This is a genomic window from Mycobacterium sp. 48b, from assembly GCF_048282725.1.
In the GTDB taxonomy this organism is placed as follows: Bacteria; Actinomycetota; Actinomycetes; order Mycobacteriales; family Mycobacteriaceae; genus Mycobacterium.
The window spans coordinates 2,926,245-2,950,811 of the sequence record NZ_JBLVUL010000001.1; the positions used below are offsets into that span (position 1 = coordinate 2,926,245).

18 protein-coding genes are annotated in these 24,567 nt (G+C 66.0%); 12 read left to right on the forward strand and 6 right to left on the reverse strand.

All coding sequences use genetic code 11. The annotated features are described in order from the left end of the window. From ACNQR1_RS14305 to ACNQR1_RS14330, 6 genes are all read left to right on the forward strand, one after another. Complete coding sequence (locus tag ACNQR1_RS14305) at window positions 1–555, forward strand: FcoT family thioesterase (protein ID WP_418046885.1); 555 nt, start codon at window positions 1–3, stop codon at window positions 553–555. Window positions 556–583: 28 nt separating this feature from the next. Further along, a complete protein-coding gene (gene fadD10, locus ACNQR1_RS14310; RefSeq protein ID WP_418046886.1) occupies window positions 584–2,155 on the forward strand; it encodes a fatty acid--CoA ligase FadD10 in 1,572 nt (523 codons plus the stop codon). A 4-nt stretch (window positions 2,156–2,159) separates the two neighbouring features. Further along, complete coding sequence (locus ACNQR1_RS14315; protein ID WP_418050365.1) at window positions 2,160–2,393, forward strand: acyl carrier protein; 234 nt, start codon at window positions 2,160–2,162, stop codon at window positions 2,391–2,393. After that, complete coding sequence (locus ACNQR1_RS14320; RefSeq protein ID WP_418046887.1) at window positions 2,380–6,597, forward strand: AMP-binding protein; 4,218 nt, start codon at window positions 2,380–2,382, stop codon at window positions 6,595–6,597. The genes ACNQR1_RS14315 and ACNQR1_RS14320 overlap by 14 nt, the downstream gene beginning before the upstream one ends. Before the next feature lie 9 nt (window positions 6,598–6,606). After that, window positions 6,607–6,957 carry a cation transporter gene (locus ACNQR1_RS14325; RefSeq protein ID WP_418046888.1) on the forward strand — a complete coding sequence of 117 codons (351 nt, stop codon included), beginning with the start codon at window positions 6,607–6,609 and terminating at the stop codon, window positions 6,955–6,957. A gap of 72 nt (window positions 6,958–7,029) precedes the next feature. Then, window positions 7,030–8,490, forward strand: coding sequence for a PepSY-associated TM helix domain-containing protein (locus tag ACNQR1_RS14330; RefSeq protein ID WP_418046889.1), 1,461 nt, complete (start codon window positions 7,030–7,032; stop codon window positions 8,488–8,490). Here the strand turns inward: ACNQR1_RS14330 and sigC are convergent. Continuing rightward, window positions 8,487–9,053, reverse strand: a complete 567-nt coding sequence (gene sigC / locus ACNQR1_RS14335) for an RNA polymerase sigma factor SigC (RefSeq protein WP_418046890.1) — start codon at window positions 9,051–9,053, stop codon at window positions 8,487–8,489. The genes ACNQR1_RS14330 and sigC overlap by 4 nt on opposite strands. Before the next feature lie 105 nt (window positions 9,054–9,158). On the opposite strand from sigC, the gene ACNQR1_RS14340 reads away from it, so the two are divergent. After that, window positions 9,159–11,468 carry a heavy metal translocating P-type ATPase gene (locus ACNQR1_RS14340; RefSeq protein ID WP_418050366.1) on the forward strand — a complete coding sequence of 770 codons (2,310 nt, stop codon included), beginning with the start codon at window positions 9,159–9,161 and terminating at the stop codon, window positions 11,466–11,468. Here ACNQR1_RS14340 and ACNQR1_RS14345 read toward each other — a convergent pair. The 3 genes from ACNQR1_RS14345 to ACNQR1_RS14355 form a co-directional block, all read right to left on the reverse strand. Beyond that, window positions 11,426–11,917, reverse strand: a complete 492-nt coding sequence (locus ACNQR1_RS14345; RefSeq protein WP_418046891.1) for a hypothetical protein — start codon at window positions 11,915–11,917, stop codon at window positions 11,426–11,428. The genes ACNQR1_RS14340 and ACNQR1_RS14345 overlap by 43 nt on opposite strands. After that, window positions 11,914–12,222: a WhiB family transcriptional regulator gene (locus tag ACNQR1_RS14350; RefSeq protein ID WP_418046892.1), complete on the reverse strand. Its 309-nt coding sequence runs from the start codon at window positions 12,220–12,222 to the stop codon at window positions 11,914–11,916. Before ACNQR1_RS14350 ends, ACNQR1_RS14345 begins: the two co-directional genes overlap by 4 nt. A gap of 330 nt (window positions 12,223–12,552) precedes the next feature. After that, a complete protein-coding gene (locus tag ACNQR1_RS14355) occupies window positions 12,553–14,493 on the reverse strand; it encodes a cytochrome c oxidase assembly protein (RefSeq protein ID WP_418050367.1) in 1,941 nt (646 codons plus the stop codon). 178 nt (window positions 14,494–14,671) lie between these two features. Between ACNQR1_RS14355 and ACNQR1_RS14360 the strand changes: the two genes are divergently transcribed. Beyond that, window positions 14,672–15,310 (forward strand): DUF5134 domain-containing protein, encoded by a 639-nt coding sequence (locus ACNQR1_RS14360; protein ID WP_418046893.1) that lies wholly within the window; start codon window positions 14,672–14,674, stop codon window positions 15,308–15,310. A 4-nt stretch (window positions 15,311–15,314) separates the two neighbouring features. Here ACNQR1_RS14360 and ACNQR1_RS14365 read toward each other — a convergent pair whose 3' ends face one another. Both ACNQR1_RS14365 and ACNQR1_RS14370 read right to left on the reverse strand, forming a co-directional pair. After that, window positions 15,315–16,022, reverse strand: a complete 708-nt coding sequence (locus ACNQR1_RS14365) for a zf-HC2 domain-containing protein (RefSeq protein WP_418046894.1) — start codon at window positions 16,020–16,022, stop codon at window positions 15,315–15,317. Window positions 16,023–16,064: 42 nt separating this feature from the next. Then, window positions 16,065–17,474 (reverse strand): short-chain fatty acyl-CoA regulator family protein, encoded by a 1,410-nt coding sequence (locus tag ACNQR1_RS14370; RefSeq protein WP_418046895.1) that lies wholly within the window; start codon window positions 17,472–17,474, stop codon window positions 16,065–16,067. Window positions 17,475–17,594: 120 nt separating this feature from the next. Between ACNQR1_RS14370 and prpD the strand changes: the two genes are divergently transcribed. The 4 genes from prpD to ACNQR1_RS14390 are packed head-to-tail and all read left to right on the forward strand — an operon-like array spanning window position 17,595 to window position 24,550. Next, a complete protein-coding gene (gene prpD / locus ACNQR1_RS14375) occupies window positions 17,595–19,100 on the forward strand; it encodes a 2-methylcitrate dehydratase PrpD (RefSeq protein ID WP_418046896.1) in 1,506 nt (501 codons plus the stop codon). Continuing rightward, window positions 19,097–20,020, forward strand: a complete 924-nt coding sequence (gene prpB / locus ACNQR1_RS14380; RefSeq protein ID WP_418046897.1) for a methylisocitrate lyase — start codon at window positions 19,097–19,099, stop codon at window positions 20,018–20,020. The genes prpD and prpB overlap by 4 nt, the downstream gene beginning before the upstream one ends. Continuing rightward, entirely contained in the window at window positions 20,017–21,141 is a 1,125-nt protein-coding gene (locus ACNQR1_RS14385; RefSeq protein WP_418046898.1) for a bifunctional 2-methylcitrate synthase/citrate synthase, read from the forward strand. Before prpB ends, ACNQR1_RS14385 begins: the two co-directional genes overlap by 4 nt. 25 nt (window positions 21,142–21,166) lie before the next feature. After that, window positions 21,167–24,550: a pyruvate carboxylase gene (locus tag ACNQR1_RS14390; protein WP_418046899.1), complete on the forward strand. Its 3,384-nt coding sequence runs from the start codon at window positions 21,167–21,169 to the stop codon at window positions 24,548–24,550. Window positions 24,551–24,567 lie beyond the last annotated feature (17 nt).

The window sequence follows — 24,567 nt, forward strand, 5'->3', positions numbered from 1 at the left end:
ATGAGCACCGCCGAGACATTATCTGTGGTCACGGGTGGGTACGGCATCACAGATATGGTGCCGATCCCAGAAGAACTGCTGGTCAAGGTTCTGGAACCCTACTCCTACAAAGGGTGCCGCTATCTCCTCGACGCAGAATACGAAGCCACGGCGACCTCCGTGTCGGCCATCGGGAATTTCAGTATCAAAGAGCCCGCGTACATTCGCGACACCGGCCACTTCAACGCCGCCGAATGGGTTCTGTGTTTCAACCAACTGGCGTACAGCGCATTCGCGCCGGCCATTCTCAACGAAGTGATACCCGAATTCCGGGGCTGGTCGATCGAGGACTACTTCAACTACCAACTCCCCAGCATGTTGATCAAGACCACGGCATCACGGTTCAAGCGCCCGATCAAGTCCCAGAGGTTCTCGGCACGGTTGCAGTGCAAGGACTTCGAGGTCATCGACCGGACGATTCGCTATCTCAAGATTCCCTGCACGGTCGAGTTCTGGGATGAAGACGGTGGGGCCGCATCCGGCGAAGTGGAACTGGCGGCACTCAACATCCCCTGACACCTGTACGGAGAGCGGCTTCACAGCTATGGCACAACCACCATCCACGGTGCTGGAACGCATCAGCGAGCGCGCGAGACAGCGTCCCGATGCGATCGCCCTGCGACGCTGCGACGGATCCAGCGTCATCCGCTACCGAGATCTCATGGCCGAAGCGGACAGACTGGCAGCCGATCTCGGCTCCCGATCGGTCGCGCGGGGAAGCCGGGTGTTCGTCATCTCGGACAACGGCCCGGAGACCTATCTGTCGGTGTTGGCCTGTGCAAGGGTCGGGGCCGTCGCCGTGATGGTGGACGGCGGCCTGCCCGCGGCGACCATGAACCGGTTCGGCGAGATCACCGATCCCGCTGCGATTCTGGTCGCTCCGGGTTGCCGCCTGCACACCCCCGATCTCTCGGATTCACTCCGGTCGGTCCCTGCCCTCGACGTCAACATCGTCGCCGGTGCAGCCGACCGCGCCGGCCATCCGGCCGCGGATCGATTGCCTGACATTCCCGTCGGAGGAACGGACGATCCGCTGGCGATGATCTTCACCAGCGGTACCACGGGCACCCCGAAAGCGGTGTTGCTGGCCAATCGCACCTTCTACTCCGTTGCCGACATTCTGCAGCGCGAGCAATTGACCTGGGTCGACTGGGTCGTCGGCGAGACCACGTACTCACCGTTGCCCGCGACGCACATTGGTGGGCTGTGGTGGATCCTGAACTGCCTGATGCAGGGCGGGTTGTGCATCACCGGCGGTGAGAATTCCGCGTCCATCGCCGAGATCCTGACCGCGAACGATGTCGCGACGACCTGCCTGGTTCCCACGCTGCTCACCCGGCTGGTGTCCGAACTCCGGTCCACCGGAAGACCGGTCCCGCCGTCGCTACGCATGGTGGGTTACGGCGGATCCCGGGCCGTCGCTTCCGATGTGAGCGTTGTCGAGGCTGCCGGTGTTCGGACCGCGCAAGTCTACGGACTCAGCGAAACAGGGTGCACCGCACTGTGTCTCCCGACAGACGAGGACTCGATCGCCAGGATCGAGGCGGGAGCGGTAGGGCGGCCCTATCCCGGCGTGGAGGTTCATCTGGACGGAGACGGCAGCGGGCCGCCGACGCGTTCGGGTGCCGATTCGGCCTCGTCGGGCACACTGTGGATCAAGTCACCGGCCAACATGCTCGGGTATTGGGGCAACGCCGAGCGGACCGCCGAAGTACTGGTCGAGGGATGGGTGAACACCGGAGACCTTCTCGACCGCCACGACGACGGTTTCTTCTACATCAGGGGCCGCTCGTCGGAGATGATCATCTCCGGGGGCGTCAACATCGCGCCCGACGAGGTCGATCGGATTGCCGAGCGGGTTGACGGCGTCGACGAGGCGGCCTGTTACGAGATCCCCGACGGGGAGTTCGGCGCACTCGTGGGGCTGGCTGTGGTCGCGTCGACGACTCTGGATGAAACAGCCGCCAGGAAACTCAAACATGCCATCGCAGCGCGTTTCCGCCAGGAATCGGAGCCGATGGCCAGGCCGTCGACCATCAGGTTCGTCCAGGAGATCCCACGAACCCAGTCCGGCAAGATCGTGCGGACCTCTCTAGGTGCGGTCGCCGGTGGCTGACCGGCTGAGGAGCAGAGTGCTCGCGGCCCTCTCGGAGGTGCTGTATGTCGACGAATCGGATCTCGTCGAGGGCGATGCGACCGACCTGAGGGACCTCGGGCTGGACTCGGTTCGATTCGTGCTGTTGATGAAGCAACTGGGCGTCGATCGGGAATCGGACGTACCGCGGCGACTGGCGGAGCACCTGTCGATCGCGGGCTGGGTGCAGGAGTTGGAGAAACTGGGTGAACCTGTCTGAAGGTACACAGGCACAACGTATTCCGCTGAGCCGATCGCAGCAGAACATCTACAACGGAGTCTCGCAGGACGACGATCCCGGCCTGTATCTGATCGGCAGGCGCTACCGGTTCCGGCCGACACCGCAGGCGCAGTTCCTGACCGCTCTGCGAAAGACCATCCTCGCCACTCCCGTTCACACTTGTGTTCTGTCGGCGTCGCACGGGTCGGGTGGATACCCGGATCTCGTCCCCCGACTGGACGTCGATGACATCGTGCAGGTGTGCGGCGATGACAAGGGTGCCACGCTGGCCGACGAGTGGGGTCGCGGCCTTCTCGCAAAGCCATTGGCGCGCTACACCGTGTATGTCGACGGCAGCGGCCTGGTGGGCGGCCTCGATGCCGAAGCGCACCACATTCTGCTCGACGGCGGAGCGATCGGCATCATCGAAGCGCGCTTGGGGCGATTCCTGGCAGACGGCGCCTCGCCCCCTGACGACTGTGTCCGTGACGGCCTGAACGATGTCGTCACCGCGCACCGCCGCGAGGCACGCCATGTGGACGAATCGCTCGAACGGCTGACCTCCGTTGTGCAGCAAGAGCTCACTGCTGCCGCCGGAAAGGGCGGCCCCGGACATGCCGCCGACGCTCCCGCGTCTGCCGGCCGGGGGACCCTGATCGAAACCACCGTGATCCGCGGGGAAGACTACGACCAGATCCTTGACCTGGCAGACCGCGAGAACATCCCGCTCAATGTGCTCGTCGCGGCGGCGGCCACGGCGGTGGATGCCAGTGTTCATCACGCCACCGAGAGCCTCCTGGTGCACGCGGTCGACAACCGCTTCGGTGACCCCGACCTCGATGTCGCGACGTGCCTGGTGAATTCGATGGCACAGCCGATACGGTTCGCACCGTTCGCATCGGTGGCGGACGTGGTACGCGCGGTGGACCGGGGCTACGTCAAGGCGAGCCGGCGCCGCTGGCTGCGTGAAGAGCGTTACCGCCGAATGTATCTGGCGATCAACCGAACGACATCCGTGAGAACCCTGACGCTCAATTTCCTGCGTGAACCTTGTGCGCGAGAACTGGCGCCGTTCTTGGCCGAGGCACCCGTGACCTCGCACATCGGCCCGGTCGAGGGTACGACCGTGGCGGCTGTGCTCGATGAGCAACGGCGCATGCTCACCCTCAACATCTGGAACAGGCCCGGTCTGGCACGGGCGGATGGTGCAGGCGTGGCGGGCCGGATCGCGATGGCTCTGCGATCGATGACGACCATGTGGGATTCTCCGATCGCGATGACCGTCGGTGAATGGCGTGTGACCGCCGGTGACGGGTCGCTGTCCTCGGGTGCGTGGGCATCCGAACCCGCGGATCGGGAGGCATCCGCGTGGTTTCTCCTTCGGCCCGAGTCCGTTGCGCAATGTCGACGCCGTCCCCAGGTCGATTCCTGGATGGCCTGGCTGCTTGACATCGAGGTGAGGCCCGGCGATGTGGTGGTGTTCACCGACGACGACACCGACAAGGCCATCGACCTGCTGATCGCGTGCCATCTGGTGGGCTGTGGCTACAGCGTCTGCGACCGCGACGATCAGGTGGAATCGCGGGCCCGACGAATCATCGAAGGCGGCAACGGCATCTCAGCCCACATGGTCGACGTCGAGTCCGCGGACATCCCGCGACCGATCGGCGAGGAGCGCCGTCGGCGGATCGAGGCTCGCGTCGAACAGGCGGCGGCCGACCCGCTCCTTCCCACCAGGGCCGCGTACGTGATGCCCACGTCCGGATCGACGGGGGAGCCCAAACTCGTGCACGTCAGCCATGGTTCGCTCGCGACGTTCTGTGCAGGAGTGGTCCGGGCCTACGGCTGGGGACCCGACGACACCATCCTTCAATGCGCACCGCTGACATCGGACATCAGCGTCGAAGAGGTATTCGGTGCCGCTGTGGCCGGGGCGGCACTCGTCCGTTCGGACGCGGTGAAAACCGGTGACCTGCAAGCGCTTACCCGAGACCTGATGAATTGCGGCGTGACCGTCGTGGATGTCCCCACCGCCCTGTGGCACCTGTGGTGCGAGGACGTCGACGCCGTCGCCGGTGTCGGCCGCTCCCGGCTACGCCAGATTGTGATCGGTGGTGAGCCCATCCGTCCGATCGCCGTCGACAAATGGGTCGATACCGCAGGCACCGAGAACATCTCGCTGTTGTCGAGCTATGGCCCCACAGAGACCACGGTCGTGGTGACCTACCTGCCGATCGTCGACGGTGGCCGGGTGGTCGAACCCGATGCGCGCCTTCGGCTGGGACAGCCCGTCGTTGCGAACTCGGTGGTGATCGCATTCGGGGAAGTCGTGGTGGTGGGCGATATGGTGACCGGCGGCTATCTCGGTGTGGACAGCGACAGTTTCGGCTCGGTGACTATCGCTGACGGCCGGCGGCACCGCGCCTTTGCGACTGCCGACCGGGTAACGGTCGACGGCGCCGGTTACCCGATGTTCGCAGGCCGCAAGGACGCGGTCGTCAAGATCTCGGGAAAGCGGGTCGACACCGCTGCGATCGCCGGCCGCATCGCAGCTGACCCGGAGGTGGTCGACGTCGCCGTCGAGCTTCACAACGGCGGCCTGGGTGTCTGGTTCGAGACCCACCGGACGCGCGGTGGCGACGAAGACCCCGCTGCGGCAACCCGTGTCAGCAGTGTCCTGGTGGATTCGCGGGTCCCGTCCTTCGCCATTTCGGGCGTCGTGAGCATCCCGAGAAAACCCAACGGGAAGATTGACACCGCAAGGCTGCCAACGTCGCTCGGTTCAGAACCGGACGGGCGAGTCGATCCCGCCACGGGAGGGCGGGCGGCCGGCCTCGCCGGAATGTGGAGTGCCCACCTCGGCCGGATGATCACACCCGGCGCATCGCTGCTGCACGAGGGCATCGGGTCGCTGGACCTCGTCCGGATCCTGCCCGATACGCGTAGATATCTCGGTCGGCAGGTGTCGATTCTGGACCTGATCAGTGCCGATACCGCGGCGAACCTGGTCGATGACGTGGCGGTGAGCGACGGGTGGATGGATCGGGTCACCGGCACCGAGATCGAACGTGACTTCACTGCACTGTCGACGCGGCGCGCGGACAAGCGGACGAACACGGTGCGCTCTTCGGCCCGGGGTGCCGGACCGATCCTGGTTCTGGGTGCGTCCGGAGTTCTGGGATCCGGGTTCGCCGAGGAGATTCTGGAGCTGACGCGGTCAGCCGGACGGCAGCCCGATGTGGTGCTGGCCATGCGGTCGGCCCCGCCCGTCGACCGGGTCTGGACACAGCTTCGCCACACACCCGGTGTGCGGATCGAGTGCCTCGGGCCCGGGTTCGGTCCCGCCGAGTTGGGGACGCTGGTCCGGCAGACCGGCGCCCGGACCCTCGTCAACTGCATCGGGAACACCAACGTGGTGGTGCCGTACCGCGAAATGCGTTCAGCCAATGTGGAATTGGTGGCAGCGATGGCCGCGACGTGCGCGGCTGCCGGCGCCAGAATGGTGCACCTTTCGACGTATGTCGTCAATGGAGTTGTCAGCGCACCAGAGGTGGTCGACCCGCGTCAGGCGCCATACCCGTACGCGGCCTCCAAAGCGCTCGCGGAATTGGCGGTCGACGGGGCAAACCGTGAGCTCGACTTCACGATCGTGCGCCTGCCCCGCGTTCTGGGGACACCCGAGCAGCTGCGCGGGTCCGCCGACATCCTGGTGTCGGTCGCCGATGCCTGCCATGCGCTGGACGCGTATCCGGCGGTAGAACTGACCGAAGAAGTGACCACCGGCCGCGCGGCGGCGAGAAGCATTCTCTGCAGGTTGCCCGAGTTCGGCGGCCCCGACGCGCTGGGCGGCGGGATCGATGTGATGCGTGGGCAGGCAGTGGTGTACCGCGAGTTGCTCGGCACGGTTGCCTCCGAAGAAGTCGACAGCCACGAATGGAAGAGCCGGCTGGATGAGAGTGACTGGGCGAAGGCCAATCCGCGGCGCTGGTCGGTGATCGACGCCTGGATCGGCCTGGGATTGCGGCTCGGTGGACGTTCCTACTCGGAGTACCTGGCCACATACCCGGTCCTGCCGTTGGGAATCCACACCGTCGGTGAGCTCGTGGCGACACCTCCGCCCATACCGGCACTGCTCGCCCACGCATGGTCGGGAACTCGACGCGGTTGTCCGACGACCTATCAACCAGACACCACAAGACAGTGAGGGATGGCAGTGACAGACGTAGCCGCACACAGTGACCAGACATCACGTGCCAGACGGGTCCGACTCGACGTGACGGGCATGTCCTGCGGGGCGTGTTCACGCCGGGTCGAGAACACGCTGAACAAGATCGACGGCGTACACGCCGCGGTGGACATCTCCACCAAGATCGCGACCATCGACGCCCGCCACGACATCAGCGTCGCCGACCTCTGCGACGCCGTTGAGCAGGCCGGATACCGCGCCGAAGAGCGCACCGCGGTCGATGAGGCGGAATCCGCGCCGGAGGCCCCGGGGCAGAAATCCTCCTCGCTGGTGGCGAGGGCCATCCGCTGGGTGACCGTCGGGCACATGGGCGGCTGAACATCTGTCGGGAACTGTCGGCCCGGTGCGAACGACCACTCTTATCGAGGACCGTTCGACCGCTGAGGAGCCATGGGCGAGAACCCGTCGACAGCCACAGATGAGACCCCGGCGCCGGAGTCGCCGATCTCGGCACCGGTGCGAACGGCGCACTACGGCGCGTTCCTGCTGCGCCTGCACTTCTACGCGGGGATCTTCGTCGGGCCCTTCCTGCTGATCGCCGCGATCAGCGGTGGGCTCTACGCCATCGCTCCGACCATCGAGCAGTTCGTCTACCGCGATCAGCTTCAGACCCACAGCAGCGGTGACATGCTGCCGGTCGCCGAACAGGTCCGGGCCGCCCAGGCCCAACGACCCGGCCTGGCGGTCACCGCCGTGCGCCCGGCACTCGGGCCCGGTCAGACCACCCGGGTCATGTTCGATGATCCGTCGTTGGGTGAGTCCGAACGTCATGCCGTGTTCGTCGACCCGGTGACAGCCGCCTCGCACGGCGAGCTCACGGTCTACGGCAGCAGCGGTGCACTGCCACTGAGAACCTGGATCGATCAGTTGCACCGCAGCCTGCATCTCGGCGAACCCGGTCGCATGTACAGCGAACTCGCGGCGTCGTGGCTCTGGCTGATCGCGCTGGCCGGGGGCGTCCTGTGGTGGGGCAGGTACCGGCGTGGCTCCCGCCGCGGCGACACCGAGCCGCGGCTGCTGACGCTCGACCGCTCCCTGCGGGGCCGGTCGCGGACGCTGAACTGGCATGGGGCGGTGGGGATCTGGATTGCCGTGGGATTGTTGTTCCTGTCGGCGACAGGTCTCACCTGGTCCCGGTTCGCCGGGGAGAACGTCACCGCTCTGCGGGCGGCACTGTCATGGACGACACCGACCGTGTCGACGGCGATCGGGGGCGCGCCGGCAGTCGAGATATCCGGCCACGAAGGGCATCACAGCGCCCCGGCACCCGTCACTGCCGACGGGGCCGACGCGCCTCTGGTGGGTGACATCGACCGGGTGCTGAAGGCGGCTCGGGACGCCGGTGTCGGAGGCGCCGTCGAGGTCGGCATTCCCGCCCACACCGGCACCGCGTTCACCGTGACGCAGACTCGGCAGCCCTGGGTGATGTCGAACAACGCGGTGGCCGTCGACGGAACTTCCGCGACGGTGATCGACACCTCGTGGTTCTCCGACTGGCCGTTGGCGGCGAAGCTGTCCGCATGGGGCATTCAGCTGCACATGGGACTGCTGTTCGGGATCGCCAATCAGCTCGTGTTGCTGGGCCTTGCCGTCGCACTGGTCACCGTGATCGTGCGCGGCTACCTGCTGTGGTGGCACCGCCGCCCCACCGGCGGGCGGGTGCCGCTGGGCCGTGCGCCCCGTCGTGGTGTCCTCACCGGACTACCGCCCGGTGTCGCGGTGGCGGTGGTCCTCGTGGCGGCCGCCGTCGGCTGGTTCATCCCGTTGCTGGGGGTAAGCCTGGCCGCCTTCGTGGGCGTGGACGTCGTGGTGGGATGGCGCCAACACCGCCGGCGGCGTCGCCTCACCTAACCGGTGCGGTCGTCCCGCTCGGTTGCCGCGATCAGATCTTCGCGGGCCCGCGCCACCCGTGAGCGGATGGTGCCCACCGGGCAGCCACAGACCTCGGCGGCTTCCGCGTAGGACAGTCCGAGGACCTGGGTCAGCAACAGCGCATGCCGCCGGTCGGGATCCAGTCCGTCCAGCAGGAGGCGGATCTCCACCATCTTCTCGAAGCCACCGATCGGGCGGTAGCTTTCGAGGACCTGCTCGACGTCCACTCCGTGCTGGGTCCGCGGCCGGCTCTGCTTGTGCCGAATCTGGTCGACCACCACACGCCGAGCTATCGACAGCAGCCAGGTACGGGCGGACGAGCGGCCACTGAACCGGGGGAGCGCCGTGATGGCGCGCATGAAGGTTTCCTGCGTCAGGTCGTCGGCCGATCCGGAATCGCCCAGGTAGGCGACGGTTCGCCAGACATCGGTCTGGGTGGCCCGGATGAATTGCTCGAGCGCCGCCGAATCACCGCGGCCGGCGGCGAAGGCCAGCCGCGTAACGTGGTCCTCGCCGCGTTCGGTAGTCACAGCCAACGACATTATTCGATGACGCCCGGGAACTCGGCATCGGGCTCGAGCGACTACCTATCTGGTGACGTGTCGCTGACATAGGGCACCGACGTGGCGAGTGAGCAATTGGGAGTGGTGGTGACAACAGCAACTGTCCCCGACAAAGCGGCGGTCCAGCGCATTGCGCTGGACGTCACGGGAATGTCGTGCGGGGCCTGCGCTGCCCGCGTGGAGAACAAACTCAACAAGGTCGACGGCGTGCGCGCGTCAGTGAACTTCGCCACACGCGTCGCCACTGTCGAAGCCACCGAAGACACGAGTGTCGAGCAACTGTGCGCGGTCATCGAGCGGGCCGGCTATCAGGCCGCGCCCCGCGTCGAGCGCTCCACGACCGACGCCGATCCCGATGCCGATCATGCCCGCAGCTTGCTTCGGCGGCTGGCGATCGCCGCCGTGTTGTTCATCCCGCTCGCAGATCTTTCGGTGATGTTTGCCGTGGTGCCCGACACCCGATTCGCCGGGTGGCAGTGGGTGCTGACCGCGTTGGCGGCACCGATCGTCACGTGGGCCGCATGGCCGTTCCATCGCAGTGCGCTCCGCAACGCCCGGCACGGAACCTCGACCATGGAGACCCTGATCTCCATCGGCGTCACGGCCGCCACCGTGTGGTCGATGTACACGATCTTCTTCGACCACCAGACCTATCACGCGGCGGGCGTATGGCAGGCGCTCCTCGGCAGCGACGCCATCTACCTCGAGGTCGCCGCGGGGGTAACGGTTTTCGTGCTCGCCGGCCGCTACTTCGAGGCGCGGGCCCGTTCACGCGCCGGGGGAGCGCTTCGGGCGCTCGCGGCCCTGGGCGCCAAGTCGGTCACGGTGTTGCTCGCCGACGGTAGCGAACTCGTCCTGCCCGCCGACGAGCTCAAGGAGGGCCAGCGCTTCGTCGTCCGTCCCGGTGAGGCCATCGCCGCCGACGGTCTCGTGGTGAGCGGCGCGGCGGCAGTCGATGTCAGCGCGATGACCGGAGAGTCGAAACCGGTACAGACACAAGAGGGTTCGAGCGTGGTGGGCGGCACCGTGGTCCTCGATGGCCGCCTGATCGTCGAGGCCGCCGCGGTGGGGCCGGACACCCGGTTCGCCGGGATGGTTCGCCTCGTGGAGCAGGCGCAGGCGCAGAAGGCCGATGCGCAGCGGCTGGCGGACCGGATCGCCTCGGTCTTCGTGCCGTGTGTGCTCGTGATCGCGGCGGCCACCGCCATCGGCTGGCTCTTGGTCGACGGCGATGTCAACCGAGCGGTGTCGGCCGCCCTGGCCGTCCTGGTGATCGCCTGCCCGTGCGCGCTGGGGCTGGCCACTCCGACCGCGATGATGGTGGCGTCGGGCCGAGGTGCCCAGCTGGGGATCTTCCTCAAGGGACATCGCGCACTGGAGGCGATCCGCGCCGTCGACACGGTCGTATTCGACAAGACCGGCACCCTGACCACCGGACAGCCTCAGGTCATCGCGGTGGTGGCGGCCGACGGATGGAGCGAGGACGAAGTTCTCGGATATGCGGCAGCAGTCGAGTCGGCATCCGAACACCCTGTGGCCCATGCGATCGTCACCGCATGGGCGGACCGTGACGTCGCCGCAGTAGAGGATTTCCAGGCGTTCGCCGGCCACGGTGTGGCCGGTTCCGTGGACGGTGCGGCGGTGATCGTCGGGCGTCCCACCTGGGTGACCCGGAACCGTGTGATGCCCGCCAATCTTGCGGCTGCGCGCAGGTCGGGTGAATCACAAGGCCAGACGGTGGTGTTCGTCGCATCGGGTGACACCGTCTGCGGTGCCATCTGCGTCGCCGACGCCGTCAAACCCTCGGCGGCCGGTGCCATCGCGCACCTGCACGCCGAGGGCATGAAGACCATGCTGCTGACGGGCGACAACGCTGCCACGGCCGCCGCGATCGGTGCGGCCGTGGGCATCGACGACGTGGTCGCCGAGGTGCTGCCCGAGGACAAGGTCGGTGCGATCGAGAAGCTGCGCGACCAGGGCCGGGTGGTGGCCATGGTCGGCGACGGGATCAATGACGGTCCCGCACTCGCCTGCGCCGACCTGGGCCTGGCCATCGGCCGGGGAACCGATGTGGCCATCGGCGCGGCTGACATCATCCTCGTCCGCGACAACCTCGATTCGGTACCGCAGGCGTTGGGTCTGGCCCGTGCGACGATGCGGACCATCAGGGTCAACATGATCTGGGCCTTCGGGTACAACATCGCGGCAATCCCGATCGCCGCGGCAGGTCTGCTGAACCCCTTGATCGCCGGAGGGGCGATGGCAGTGTCGTCTTTCCTCGTCGTGTCGAACAGCCTGCGGCTACGCAATTACGGAACAGTCCAAGCGAACCCGTTGCGGGATTCGGACGTTCAGTCGCCTGCGCCGGCCGGCGCGGCACGCATGTCCGGCTGAGACGAGTCCAGCGGGGCCAGACAGACACCCAACCAGGTCGCGGTCAGCGCCACAGCGCTCAGCGTGCCCAGCGCCGCCGGAACCCACGAGGCGGTGTGTGCGGTGTGATGCCACCAGAACGCGCCTGCGCCGTCGACGGTGGCCAGCGCTGACGCGCACGTCGCAAGACAGCACCACCGAAACCGGCGCCGCACCAGTGCGACAGCCGAAACCGAAGCCGCGAGGGTGAACAGGGCGATCGCCACCAGCGAGATCCAGTGCCCGTTGCGTGTTGCACCGGCGGGTGCTTCGCCTGCGACCCGCAGTGCCACGGCCGCCGCCGCGAGGGCGGTGGCGAGTCCTGCCAGCACCCGGATCCGAGCGGGGCCGATCCACACATCCTCGAACACCCGGCGCTCGATGGCCCGCAGTTCGGTCTCGACCGTGCCGGTGATCTCGCTCGATGTCACCCAGATACCCCGCTCATCAACGCATTTGGCCGTCCGGCGGTGAGCATCGCATTGCGTTCGCCAGGCGTGAGGCCACCCCAGATGCCGTGCTGTTCGGCTGCGGCGACGGCATGGTCACGGCACGCCGAGATGACGGGGCAATCTTCGCACAACTGCTTGGCCCGCTGAATTCTGCCGGTCCGGGTGCGCCGGTCTTCGCCGTCGGCGCCGAAGAACAACGCCTGGTCGGCATCTCGACACCTACCGTGCTGTTGCCAGTCCCACAACTCGACACGGGGCGCGGGCAACCGGTGCGGCTGGTACATGCGCAGCACATCCTCTGGCTAGGTCTCGTGGTTCTGTCGATCGGTGACCTGCGGGATCGGCGGATGGTCGTGCGGCGTGGATCTCGATGGCCCCAGTCATTGGTCGGGAACACGGTGGGATTAGTTCCTTTTGCGGCCTCATCGGGACCTGCTGGGCGTAGCCTCATATGCATGACCAGCAATGAAACAGTCGAGTCGGCGAAGTGCGACAACCCGAACTGTAAGTGCGAAAACTGCACCTGCGGGAGCAACTGCACCTGCGGTTCTGGCGCCGCCGACTAGATTCGGGGCCACTCGGTCCGGCCGAATCGGTTCAACCTGGGGCGCGGTTCAGCGCCGGGTGCGGGACAGCTCGTGCAGCATCGCGTTGTAGGCATCGAGTTCGTCGTCGTACCCGCGATCGCTGTGCCGGTCCTCCCGCGCTCCCGCCCGGCGATCCTGACGTGCCCACTGGGCCACCAGTGCGATCACCACGATGAGCACCGGCAGTTCGCTCGACCCCCACGCGATGGCGCCGCCCAGGTGTTGGTCATCTGAAATGCTCTGCAACCAAGGCAGATTGACAGACCGGTAGAAGCTCTCGCCCAGCGATGACGTCATGGTCATGGTGGCGATACCGAAGAAGGCATGGAACGGCATCACAGCGAACAGGAGCCCGAGCCGTCCGAGGAAGGGAAGTCGCCGCGGCCCGGGGTCGATGCCGATGATTCCCCAGTAGTACAGGTAGCCGGTCAGCAGGAAGTGCACGCTCATGAACTCGTGGCCCCAGTGATACCTGATCAAGGTGTCGAACAACGGGGTGAAGTAGACGAGGTACAGCGACCCGACGAACAAGATGAATGCCGTCACCGGGTGCGACAGAAACCGCGTCACCGGCGCATGCACGAACCACACCAACCATTCGCGGGGGCCAGGCGTTTCACCCTTCGGCGCGGAGGGCAGCACCCGGAGAGCCAGGGTGACGGGTGCGCCGAGCACCAGCAGCACCGGGACGAACATGTTCAGCGCCATGTGCTCACCCATGTGCACGCTGAACATCGCCGATCCGTAGGCACGCACTCCGGAACTCGTGGTGATCAGCAAGGCGGCGCAACCCACAGACCAGGCAATCGTGCGGCCCACCGGCCACTGGTCACCTCGTCGCCGCAGCCGCACCACTGCGACGAGGTAGGCGAGCGCGAGCATGATGGCTGCCGTCCCGATCAGCGGATCGAAGCGCCACTCGGTGATCAGGGTGAGCGGGCTCGGGGGTGCGTCGAGCTGATAGCCCAAAAAGATGTCCCACGTAGAGAACTCGTGAACGGTGAACCGGGGCGGAACGCTGTTCGCGGCGAGCGCCAACCCCGCGGTGACGACGACCATCGCGCCCGCAGACACGGTGTCGACCAACCGTGACGGGGTACGGCGCGTCAGGAGTAGCGCCCCGTCTGCGGCCCACACCAACACCAGCAGGACCCCGGCGACCACCACGGCCCGCCCGTAGGCAGACTCCAGGATCGGCGACCCGCGCAGCATCAGCGTGGCCAGGACGGCACCGTAGATGATGGCGACCGCCCCGCACATCAGCTGCAGTATCTGGATCCGGCGTCGAGACATGGTGTCTCGCAACCCGGCGGAAGCGATCTTCGTTCCGGCCAGAACCGCGACCGCCACCGCGAAGACGATCACGGCGCTCGTGGCGATGTCATGGTCCGGGCCTTGTCCGGCGTTGCCGGTCACCGGTACCGCGATCACTCCGATCAACGCGGGCAGCAGTGCTACGCAGTGGCCCATCCAGCGGAGGGTGAAGCGCACTCCGACGGCCAGCACCAGCGCGGATATCGCGGTCACGCACCAGCCGCGTGCGACCTCTGAGGCCGCGATGGTGCTGCCGAGGCCGGGGCCGGCGACAAGCCGGCCGATGGGAATTCCCGCGTCGGCGGACGCCGAGACGACGACCATCGCGGTGGCACAGGAGGCCCAGACGATGGCGATGCGTTCGACGAGCAGATGCGCCGGAAAGGACGCCGCGTCGATTCGCCCGTCGTCACGAGGTGTCGCGGTCGTCACAATCAGGATGAGCGCTCCGACGCACAGTGCACCCGCCAAGGTGCCGGCCCAGTGTCCGAGCAACCGGGCTGCGCTGGTGGCCGTACCCGGGTCGGCGATCCCCGCCGCGGCCAGCCGCTGGGCTCCCAGCTGCACGGCGCTCAGGAACAGCACCACAGTGCAACCTGCGACGATGCCGAGCAGTGTCAGGCGTCCCCGCCACACCCCGGCCGCAGTGGACATGCGCACACGCGCCATAGTCGAACCGGCCTTCCGCCGCGGAAACGAACAAAACGTCGCGGCCATGCGATTCTACGACAATGTGTCGTAGTGCTGATGGGTGCGGGAACTTCGGCGCCCGCGTCTGCGACCAACGACAGAGGACGACCGCAGCCCGACACTCTTGACGACAGGACCTGGAATGATCGCCGATCTTGCGCTCCGTTGGGTGGTAACGGTGCTGTTCGCCCTGAGTGCGGTCGAGTGCACCTACGCCTTGCTGGGCTCCCGTGGCCGCCCGGGCGTTGCGGTGAGTCAGCTGCTCCACCTGGCAATGGCCATCGCAATGGTGGTCATGGCCTGGCCGCGTGGGGCCGAGCTGCCCGCTCTCGTCCCGATGTATTTCTTCCTGGCCGCGGCTGTCTGGTTCGCGGCGGGATTGGTCAGGTCCGCGACGACTCAAGGACGGGTGGCCGACGGGTACCACGCCGCGATGATGTTGGCGATGGCCTGGATGTATGCCGCCATGAACGGCAATGTGCCTGCGCGCCATGCAGAAACGGTCGCCGCAGGCAGCCACGACATGCACGCGATGCACATGGCCGGGCACGGTGGCGGCAGCACGGCGATGGCCATGGAACACGTGTCGGTGCAGCCACTGTGGATCCCTGCCGTCAACTGGCTGTTGGCCATCGGGTTCGTGATCGCCGCAGCCGTGTGGCTGTACCGCTACTTCGCGGCACGTCAGCGTGCTGAGACGGCGCCGTTCTCCCACTTCGGCACGCTGTGCCGGGCGATGATGGCCGCCGGTATGGCGATCATGTTCGGTGTGATGTTGTAGCGGTTCAGGCCGCGGGGTCATCCGCTGCGCGCAGATGACGACGGGTCGGCGCGGCCGGGCCCGATTCGTCATCGTCACCACGTGCCTTTGGTGACGGGTCGTGCGGGCGTTTGGTGCGCGACGCCCAGATCGAAACGATCGCTGCCAGCGCCACCGGCACATGACTCAGTACCCGGACCGGGGTCACCAGTCCCGCCAGCGCGTCCGACACCACGTAATAGGCGAGGAATCCGCAGTAGACCACCAGTACGCAGGCCAAACCGGGCGCGATCCGGCGGCGGAAGGCCATCGCGATGGTCGCGATTCCCAGTGCCGCCGACCACGCCGTGGACTCGTTCAGCAAGTGGGCTCCACTGGCCGACCCGTGATGTGCGGCAACCATCCCGAAGTTGATGCCGACGGCCTGAGCGATCGCCAGACCGAGCTGGGCGATCCCGATGACGACGATCGCCGTCGTCAGCAGGTGCCGGCTCATACGGGCCCAGAGTCCGCTCAGCGCACCGGTCCTGCGGTCCGGGCGTCCACTCACCGCCCCGATCAATGCGGTATTGGCCAGATCGCGCAGTTGCAGGGCCTGGCGGCCGGCCCGGTCATACCAGTTGGCGCAGTCCGGGCAGCCGCGCAGATGCTCGTCGACGCGCACAGAGGGGACCGGCTCACGCTCCCCATCGAGGCGCGCCGAAAGCGCCTCTCGTGCCACCACGCAGTCCACCGGGCCATTCTCCCGCATTGACCTCGTGCATTGCACACCTGCTCACGTTGTCGGTGAGTAGGGCAGATTGCTGCTGGTCTGCGGGTCGACGTGGACAGGCCTGCCCACATAGGGGAAGGCGCGTTGCGGGCAGGCCGGGCGGTCACAGATCCGGCAACCCGCGCCGATGGGGACAGTGGCCTCAGGGTTGGTGAGGTCGATACCCACCGAGTAGATGAGCTTGTCGGCATGGGCAAGGTCACACCCCAGCCCTATGGCGAAGTTCTTGGGTGTGCCCAGGTACCTGCTCGGCGCCGAGGGCGAGGTCCGTGCGATCCAGAAGTAGCTTCGGCCATCGGGCATCTGGGCGACCTGGGTCAAGAACTCGCCTGGCCTGGAGAAGGCCTGGTGCACCACCCACAACGGGCAGTTGCCACCCACCCGGGAGAAGTGAAAAGCCGTGGCGGACTGCCGCTTCGAGATGTTTCCCGCGCTGTCGGTGCGAACGAAGATGAACGGGACGCCGCGGGCGTCCGGGCGCTGCAGGGTCGACAGTCGATGGCAGATGGTCTCGAACCCCATCTCGAAGCGGCGGGCGAGCTGGTCGATGTCGTAGCGCAGGTCTTCGGCCGCGGCCAGAAACATCCGGTAGGGGAGTAGCAGTGCGCCGGCGAAGTAGTTCGCCAGACCGACACGGGCCACATCCCTTGCCTCGGTGCTCAATTGGTCATCGGTGGCGACAATGGAGTCGATCAATTTGGAATGGAGCAGCAAGGCGATCTGCGTGGCGAGCTGGAACGCCCGCTGCCCGGGCAGCAGCCAGCGCGCCACGTGAAGCGTTCCGGCTTCGGGTTGATACCGTCGTTTCACGCTGGCGCCCAGTACATCTCCGTTGTCCACGATCACCGAGATGCCGAACTCGGTGGACAGCAGGTCGGCCAGCTGCCGGTCCAGCCCGCCGATTTGCAGGCGGTGGCGGATGAACAGATCCTCGGCGGCGCGGTCGAGGGCATCGATGTAGTTGCGGCGGTCGTAGAAAAAGTCGCGTACTTCCTCGAACGGCATCGGCTGCTGCGTGCCTGCCTGGGCGTCGAGGTTGGCTCGTCCGTGCACGGCTTCCAACTCGGCCGTCGCGTCGTGCAACCGCCGGTGCATGCTCACCATGGTCTGGCCGATCTCGGGCATGCGGGCGACCAGTTCCTCGATCTGCGTTGCGGTGGCCGCACTGTCGGCCAGGATCTCGCGCAGGTCCGACACCAGCCGGGCGTCGGCGTCGGGGGTGAAGTACTGCGTCGGTAGGTCGAAGCGATCAGCCAGGGCCAGCAGGACCGGCACTGTGATCGGTCGCTGATCGTTCTCGAGTTGATTGACGTAGCTGGTGGACAGTCCCAGCGCACGCGCCAGCGCGACCTGTGTCAGGCCTCTCTCGTCTCGCAGCCGTCTCAGACGGGCGCCGGCGAATGTCTTGCTCACCGCTGCCGAGGCTACCCCGATCTGGTTTCACAAGATTCGCAAAAGCGCACGCCAAAGGACACAAAAATACGCATTTACAGGTGGTTTCCCCGGTGACTGCGCCTGCGTACCGTGCGGATCATGCTTGAACATGACGTCAGAACCCGGCGCAGCGCCGAGGACTTTCCGCGTAGCGAACACCTGGCCTGGAAGATCGCCGAGATCGCCGCCGATCCGGTCGCCGTGCTGCCTGAGACCGAGGCGATGGTGATCAACCGGATCATCGACAACGCGGCGGTGTCGGCGGCGTCGGTGATTCGTCGTCCGGTGACCGTTGCCCGGGCGCAGGCGCTGGCGCACAAGACGCCGCGGGGCGCTGCCGTGTTCGGTGTCGAAGGCACGGTGTCGCCGGAGTGGGCGGCTTGGGCCAACGGCGTCGCGGTTCGGGAACTGGACTTCCACGACACGTTCCTGGCCGCCGAATACTCGCACCCGGGCGACAACATCCCCGCGCTCGTCGCTGTGGCGCAGCAGCTCGGAGTCGGTGGTGCCGATCTGATCCGCGGCATCGCGACCGCCTACGAGGTGCAGGTCGACCTGGTCAAGGGAATCTGCCTGCACGAACGCAAGATCGACCACGTCGCCCACCTCGGACCGTCGGTCGCCGCGGGCCTGGGCACCATGCTGCGTCTGGACCCGGAGACCATCTACGCCGCGATCGGCCAGGCCCTGCACCTGACCACCGCGACCCGGCAGTCGCGCAAGGGCCTGATCTCCAGCTGGAAGGCCTACGCACCGGCGTGGGCCGGCAAGGTGGCCATCGAGGCCGTCGACCGGGCGATGCGCGGTGAGGGTTCGCCTGCTCCGATCTGGGAGGGCGAGGACGGTGTCATTGCGTGGCTGCTGTCCGGCCCGAACCACACCTACCAGGTCCCGCTGCCCGGCCCAGGCGAACCCAAGCGCGCGATCCTCGATACCTACACCAAGGAACATTCGGCGGAATACCAGAGCCAGGCACCGATCGACCTGGCCCGCCGGATGCGCGAGCGCATCGGTGATCTGGACCAGATCGCCACGATCGTGCTGCACACCAGCCATCACACCCACGTGGTGATCGGTACCGGATCCAACGATCCGCAGAAATTCGATCCCGATGCGTCCCGCGAAACCCTGGACCACTCGGTCATGTACATCTTCGCCGTTGCGCTGCAGGACGGCAGCTGGCACCACGAGCGCTCGTATGCTCCCGAGCGGGCGCACCGCCCCGACACCATCGAGCTGTGGCGCAAGATCTCCACGGTCGAGGATCCGGAGTGGACCCGGCGCTACCACTCGAACGATCCGGCCGAGAAGGCGTTCGGCGCCAAGGCCGTGATCACTCTCAAGAGCGGCGAGACGATTGTCGACGAACTCGCTGTCGCCGACGCCCATCCGCTGGGGGCGCGGCCGTTCGAGCGTGAGCAGTATGTTGCCAAGTTCGCCGAGCTGGCCGAAGGTGTCGTGGAAGCCGAGGAGCAGAAGCGGTTCCTGGCTGCGGTCGAGAACATCTCGACGACCAAGTCCGGCGGGCTCGGTGGTCTCAATGTCCGGGTCGACCAGCGGGTGCTGGACAAGGCGCCCACGATCCCCTCGGGGATATTCCGATGAGCGCGAGCGGGTTGCTCGGCGCCGCCACTCCGGCATCCGAGAAGCGCCGGAACTTCCGCCGCGGGTTGGAATCCGGCCGGCTGCTGCGCTTTCCGGGTGCTTTCTCTCCGCTGGTCGCCAAGTTGGTCGCCGAGATCGGATTCGACGGGGTCTACGTATCCGGTGCGGTCCTTTCCGCGGACCTCGGTCTACCGGATATCGGGTTGACGACGCTGACCGAGGTTACTTGTCGCGGCGGTCAGATCGCCTCGGCAACCGACCTTCCGACGTTCATCGATGCCGATACCGGATTCGGCGAACCGATGAGCGCGGCACGGACCGTGACGCTGCTCGAAGATGCCGGCCTGGCGGGACTTCACCTGGAGGACCAGGTGAATCCCAAGCGATGCGGACATCTCGACGGCAAGGCCGTGGTGGAGACCGCCGAGATGGTGAAGCGTATCCGGGCCGCGGTCTCGGCACGGCGCGATCCCAATTTCATCATCTGTGCCCGCACCGATGCTGCGGGAATCGAGGGGATTCCCGCAGCGATCGACCGGGCCAAGGCGTACGCCGCTGCCGGTGCGGACCTGATCTTTACCGAGGCGCTGCACAGCCCGGCGGATTTCGAACAGTTCCGGGACGCGGTCGACGTTCCGTTGCTGGCCAACATGACCGAGTTCGGGAAATCCGAACTGCTGACCGCTCGGCAGCTGTCCGAGATCGGATACAACGTGGTGATCTACCCGGTCACCACTCTGCGTCTGGCCATGTACGCCGTCGAGGTCGGTTTGCGCGAGATCGACTCTGCAGGAACGCAATCCGGCCTCACGGACCAGATGCAACATCGCAGCAGACTTTACGAGCTGCTGCGCTACACCGAATACAACCAGTTCGACTCGGATATCTACAACTTTTCGCTGCAAGGGGCGACACGATGACCGTTACCGACGAACAGCCGAAGATCCACAAGGGCCTTGCCGGGGTGGTGGTCGACACCACCGCCATCTCCAAGGTGGTGCCCGAGACCAACACGCTGACCTATCGCGGTTACCCGGTGCAGGACCTGGCCGCGCACTGCAACTTCGAGCAGGTGGCCTACCTGCTATGGCACGGAGAGCTGCCCACCGATCAGGAGCTGGCCTTGTTCACCCAGCGGGAGCGGGCCTCGCGTCGCATCGACCGTTCGATGCAGTCGCTGCTGGCCAAGCTGCCGGACAACTGCCATCCGATGGATGTGGTGCGTACGGCGATCAGCTACCTGGGTGCTGAGGATCCGGACGAGGACGACAGCAGCCCCTCGGCCAACATGGCCAAGTCGCTACGGATGTTCGCGGTTCTACCGACCATCGTCGCCGCCGACATGCGCCGGCGGCGCGGGTTGGATCCGATCGCTCCGCACAGCCACCTGGCCTACGCAGAAAATTTCCTCAACATGTGTTTCGGTGAGGTGCCGGACCCAATGATCGTCACTGCTTTCGAGCAGTCGATGGTTCTGTACGCCGAGCACAGCTTCAACGCATCCACCTTCGCGGCGCGCGTCGTCACCTCGACCCAGTCCGACATCTACAGCGCTGTCACGGCCGCCATCGGCGCCTTGAAGGGGTCGCTGCATGGCGGTGCCAACGAGGCCGTGATGCACGACATGCTCGAGATCGGCTCGGCCGACCGTGCCCCGGAATGGCTGCACGGCAAGCTGTCCCGCAAGGACAAGGTGATGGGATTCGGCCATCGGGTGTACAAGAACGGTGACTCCCGGGTACCCACGATGAAGGTCGCTCTGCAACAGATTGCGGCAGTGCGCGACGGGCAGCAGTGGCTGGACATCTACAACGTGCTGGAGAGCGCCATGTTCGCGGCCACCAAGATCAAGCCGAACCTGGACTTTCCGACTGGGCCGGCGTACTACCTCATGGGCTTTGACATCCCCAGCTTCACACCGCTTTTCGTGATGAGCCGGATCACCGGCTGGACTGCCCACATCATGGAGCAGGCTGCGTCGAACGCGCTCATCCGTCCGCTCAGTGACTACAGCGGGCATCCACAACGGGCCTTGGCGTAGCTCGCCCAAGCTCTGAAAGGAAACAGTGGTCGACAAGGTTCTGGTCGCCAACCGAGGTGAGATTGCGATCCGCGCTTTTCGCGCGGCCTACGAACTCGGGCTATCGACGGTGGCCGTCTATCCCTACGAGGACCGGAATTCTCAGCATCGGCTCAAGGCTGACGAGTCGTATCAGATAGGTGCGGAAGGCCATCCGGTCCGCGGCTATCTGTCGGTCGACGAGATCATCCGGGTTGCCCTGGAGGCGGGCGCGGATGCGATCTATCCCGGGTACGGATTTCTGTCCGAGAATCCCGAGCTGGCACGGGCATGCGAGCGGGCGGGAATCACATTCGTGGGTCCGTCGGCTGATGTACTTGAGCTGACGGGGAACAAGGCACGCGCCATCGCCGAGGCCCGCAAGGCAGGCCTACCGGTGCTAGCCTCGTCTGCCCCGTCGAGTTCGGTCTCCGAACTGCTGACCGCTGCGGAATCGATGAACTTCCCGGTGTTCGTCAAAGCCGTTGCCGGTGGCGGCGGTCGGGGCATGCGCCGAGTCAACGAACCGGCCGAACTTCGCGAAGCCATCGAGGCGGCCAGCCGGGAAGCTCAGTCCGCGTTCGGTGACCCCACCGTTTTCCTTGAGCAGGCCGTGATCAACCCGCGGCATATCGAGGTACAGATCCTGGCTGACACCCAGGGCAACGTCATCCATCTTTTCGAGCGTGACTGCAGCCTGCAGCGGCGACACCAGAAGGTGATCGAGCTGGCACCCGCGCCCAACCTGGATCCCGCACTGCGGGAACGGATCTGCGCCGATGCCGTCGCGTTTGCTCGCCAGATCGGGTACTCCTGTGCGGGCACTATCGAGCTTCTGCTCGATGAGCGGGGCCAACACGTCTTCATCGAGTGCAATCCCCGGATTCAGGTCGAACACACGGTGACCGAGGAGATCACCGATGTCGACCTGGTATCGAGCCAGCTGCGGATCGCCGGCGGGGAATCGCTGTCCGATCTCGGACTCTCCCAGGACGCATTGAAGATTCGCGGCGCCGCGCTCCAATGCCGCATCACCACCGAGGATCCCACCAACGGTTTCCGCCCTGACACCGGACGGATCACCGGGTATCGATCACCCGGCGGTGCCGGTGTGCGGCTCGATGGGGGCACCAACCTCGGCGCCGAGGTGACCGCGCATTTCGATTCGATGCTGGTGAAGCTGACCTGCCGCGGGCGTGACTTTCCGACGGCGGTGGCGCGGGCCCGTCGCGCTGTTGCGGAATTCCGGATTCGCGGGGTGGCAACGAACATCCCATTCCTTGCCGCCGTTCTGGACGATCCGGATTTCACCGCAGGGCGGGTGACGACGTCGTTCATCGAGCAACGTCCCCAGTTGCTGACCGCGCGTGGTAGCGCGGATCGTGGCACCAAGATCCTCAACTATCTCGCCGATGTCACGGTCAACCAGCCGCACGGCCCGCGACCGTCGGCGGTCTACCCGCGCGACAAGCTGCCAGAGTGCGATTTGACCGCGCCTGCGCCCGCCGGCTCCAAACAGCGGCTGGTTGAACTCGGCCCCGAAGGGTTCGCCGCCTGGTTACGCGACAGCAAGGCAATTGGCGTCACCGACACCACGTTTCGTGATGCACATCAGTCGCTGTTGGCCACCCGGTTGCGCACCAGCGGGCTGATACGTGTGGCTCCGTACATTGCGCGGATGATGCCGCAGTTGCTATCCGTCGAATGCTGGGGCGGTGCGACCTACGATGTCGCCCTGCGGTTCCTCAAGCAGGATCCCTGGGAGCGGTTGGCAGCGTTGCGCGAAGCGCTACCGAACATCTGTCTGCAGATGTTGTTGCGGGGCCGCAACACTGTCGGCTATACGCCTTATCCGGAGACAGTGACGCGTGCGTTCGTCGACGAGGCAGCGGCGACCGGGATCGACATCTTCCGGATCTTCGACGCGCTCAACAATGTGGATTCGATGCGTCCTGCCATCGATGCAGTCCGCGACACGGGCACGACCATCGCTGAAGTCGCAATGTCGTACACCGGGGACCTCTCAGATCCGGGCGAGCGTCTCTACACGCTCGCCTACTACCTGCGGCTGGCCGAGGAAATCGTCGACGCCGGCGCGCATGTGCTTGCGATCAAGGACATGGCCGGCCTGTTGCGTGCGCCCGCCGCGGCCACGCTGGTGAGCGCTCTGAAATCACGGTTCGATCTGCCAGTGCACGTTCACACCCACGACACTCCGGGTGGACAGCTGGCCACCTATGTCGCGGCGTGGAACGCCGGGGCCGATGCCGTCGACGGTGCCGCAGCCCCGTTGGCCGGCACCACAAGTCAGCCGTCGCTCTCTTCGATCGTGGCTGCCGCCGCGCACAGCCAGTTCGACACGGGATTGTCTCTGGACGCCGTGTGTGACCTTGAGCCGTACTGGGAGGCGCTGCGCCGCGTCTACGCTCCGTTCGAATCAGGGTTGCCCGCTCCGACCGGACGGGTCTACACCCACGAAATCCCCGGCGGACAGCTGAGTAACCTGCGGCAGCAGGCCATTGCTCTGGGCCTGGGTGACCGCTTCGAGGACATCGAAGCGAATTACGCTGCCGCTGACCGGATGTTGGGACGGTTGGTGAAAGTCACCCCGTCGAGCAAAGTGGTGGGGGATCTCGCCTTGTCCTTTGTCGGAGCGGGCATTCGTGCCGAGGAGTTCGCCCAGGACCCGGCTCGGTACGACATTCCGGACAGTGTGATCGGTTTCCTGCGGGGCGAACTCGGAGATCCTGCGGGTGGTTGGCCGGAACCCTTGCGCACCAAGGCGCTCGAGGGACGAGGGGCGGTCAGGCCAGTCCAGGATCTGTCAGCTGAGGATGAAACCTTGTTGGCCGCGCCGGGGCCCAAACGGCAGCAGGCTCTCAATCGGTTGTTGTTCCCCGGGCCCACAGCAGAGTTCGAGGCGCACCGCGACGAGTACGGTGACACCTCACGATTGAGCGCCAATCAGTTCTTCTACGGTCTGCGCCACGGCGAGGAGCATCGGGTCAAACTGGATCCCGGTGTCGAATTGCTGATCGGGCTCGAGGCGATCTCAGAAGCCGATGAGCGGGGAATGCGCACCGTGATGTGCATCCTCAATGGACAGCTGCGGCCCATCGTGGTGCGCGACCGCAGCATAGCCAGCGAGGTTCCGGTGGCCGAAAAGGCCGACCGGAACAACTCCGCCCATGTTGGTGCGCCCTTCGCGGGCGTGGTTTCGGTCAATGTCGTCGAGGGCCAGGTGGTCGAAGCCGGCCAGTCCATCGCGACCATCGAGGCCATGAAGATGGAAGCCGCCATCACCGCGCCTGAATCCGGCACGGTCAACAGAATCGCGGTCGCGCAGACCGCTCAGGTTGAAGGTGGCGATCTTCTGGTCGTCGTCGGATAGTGCAGTGGCTGCTTTGG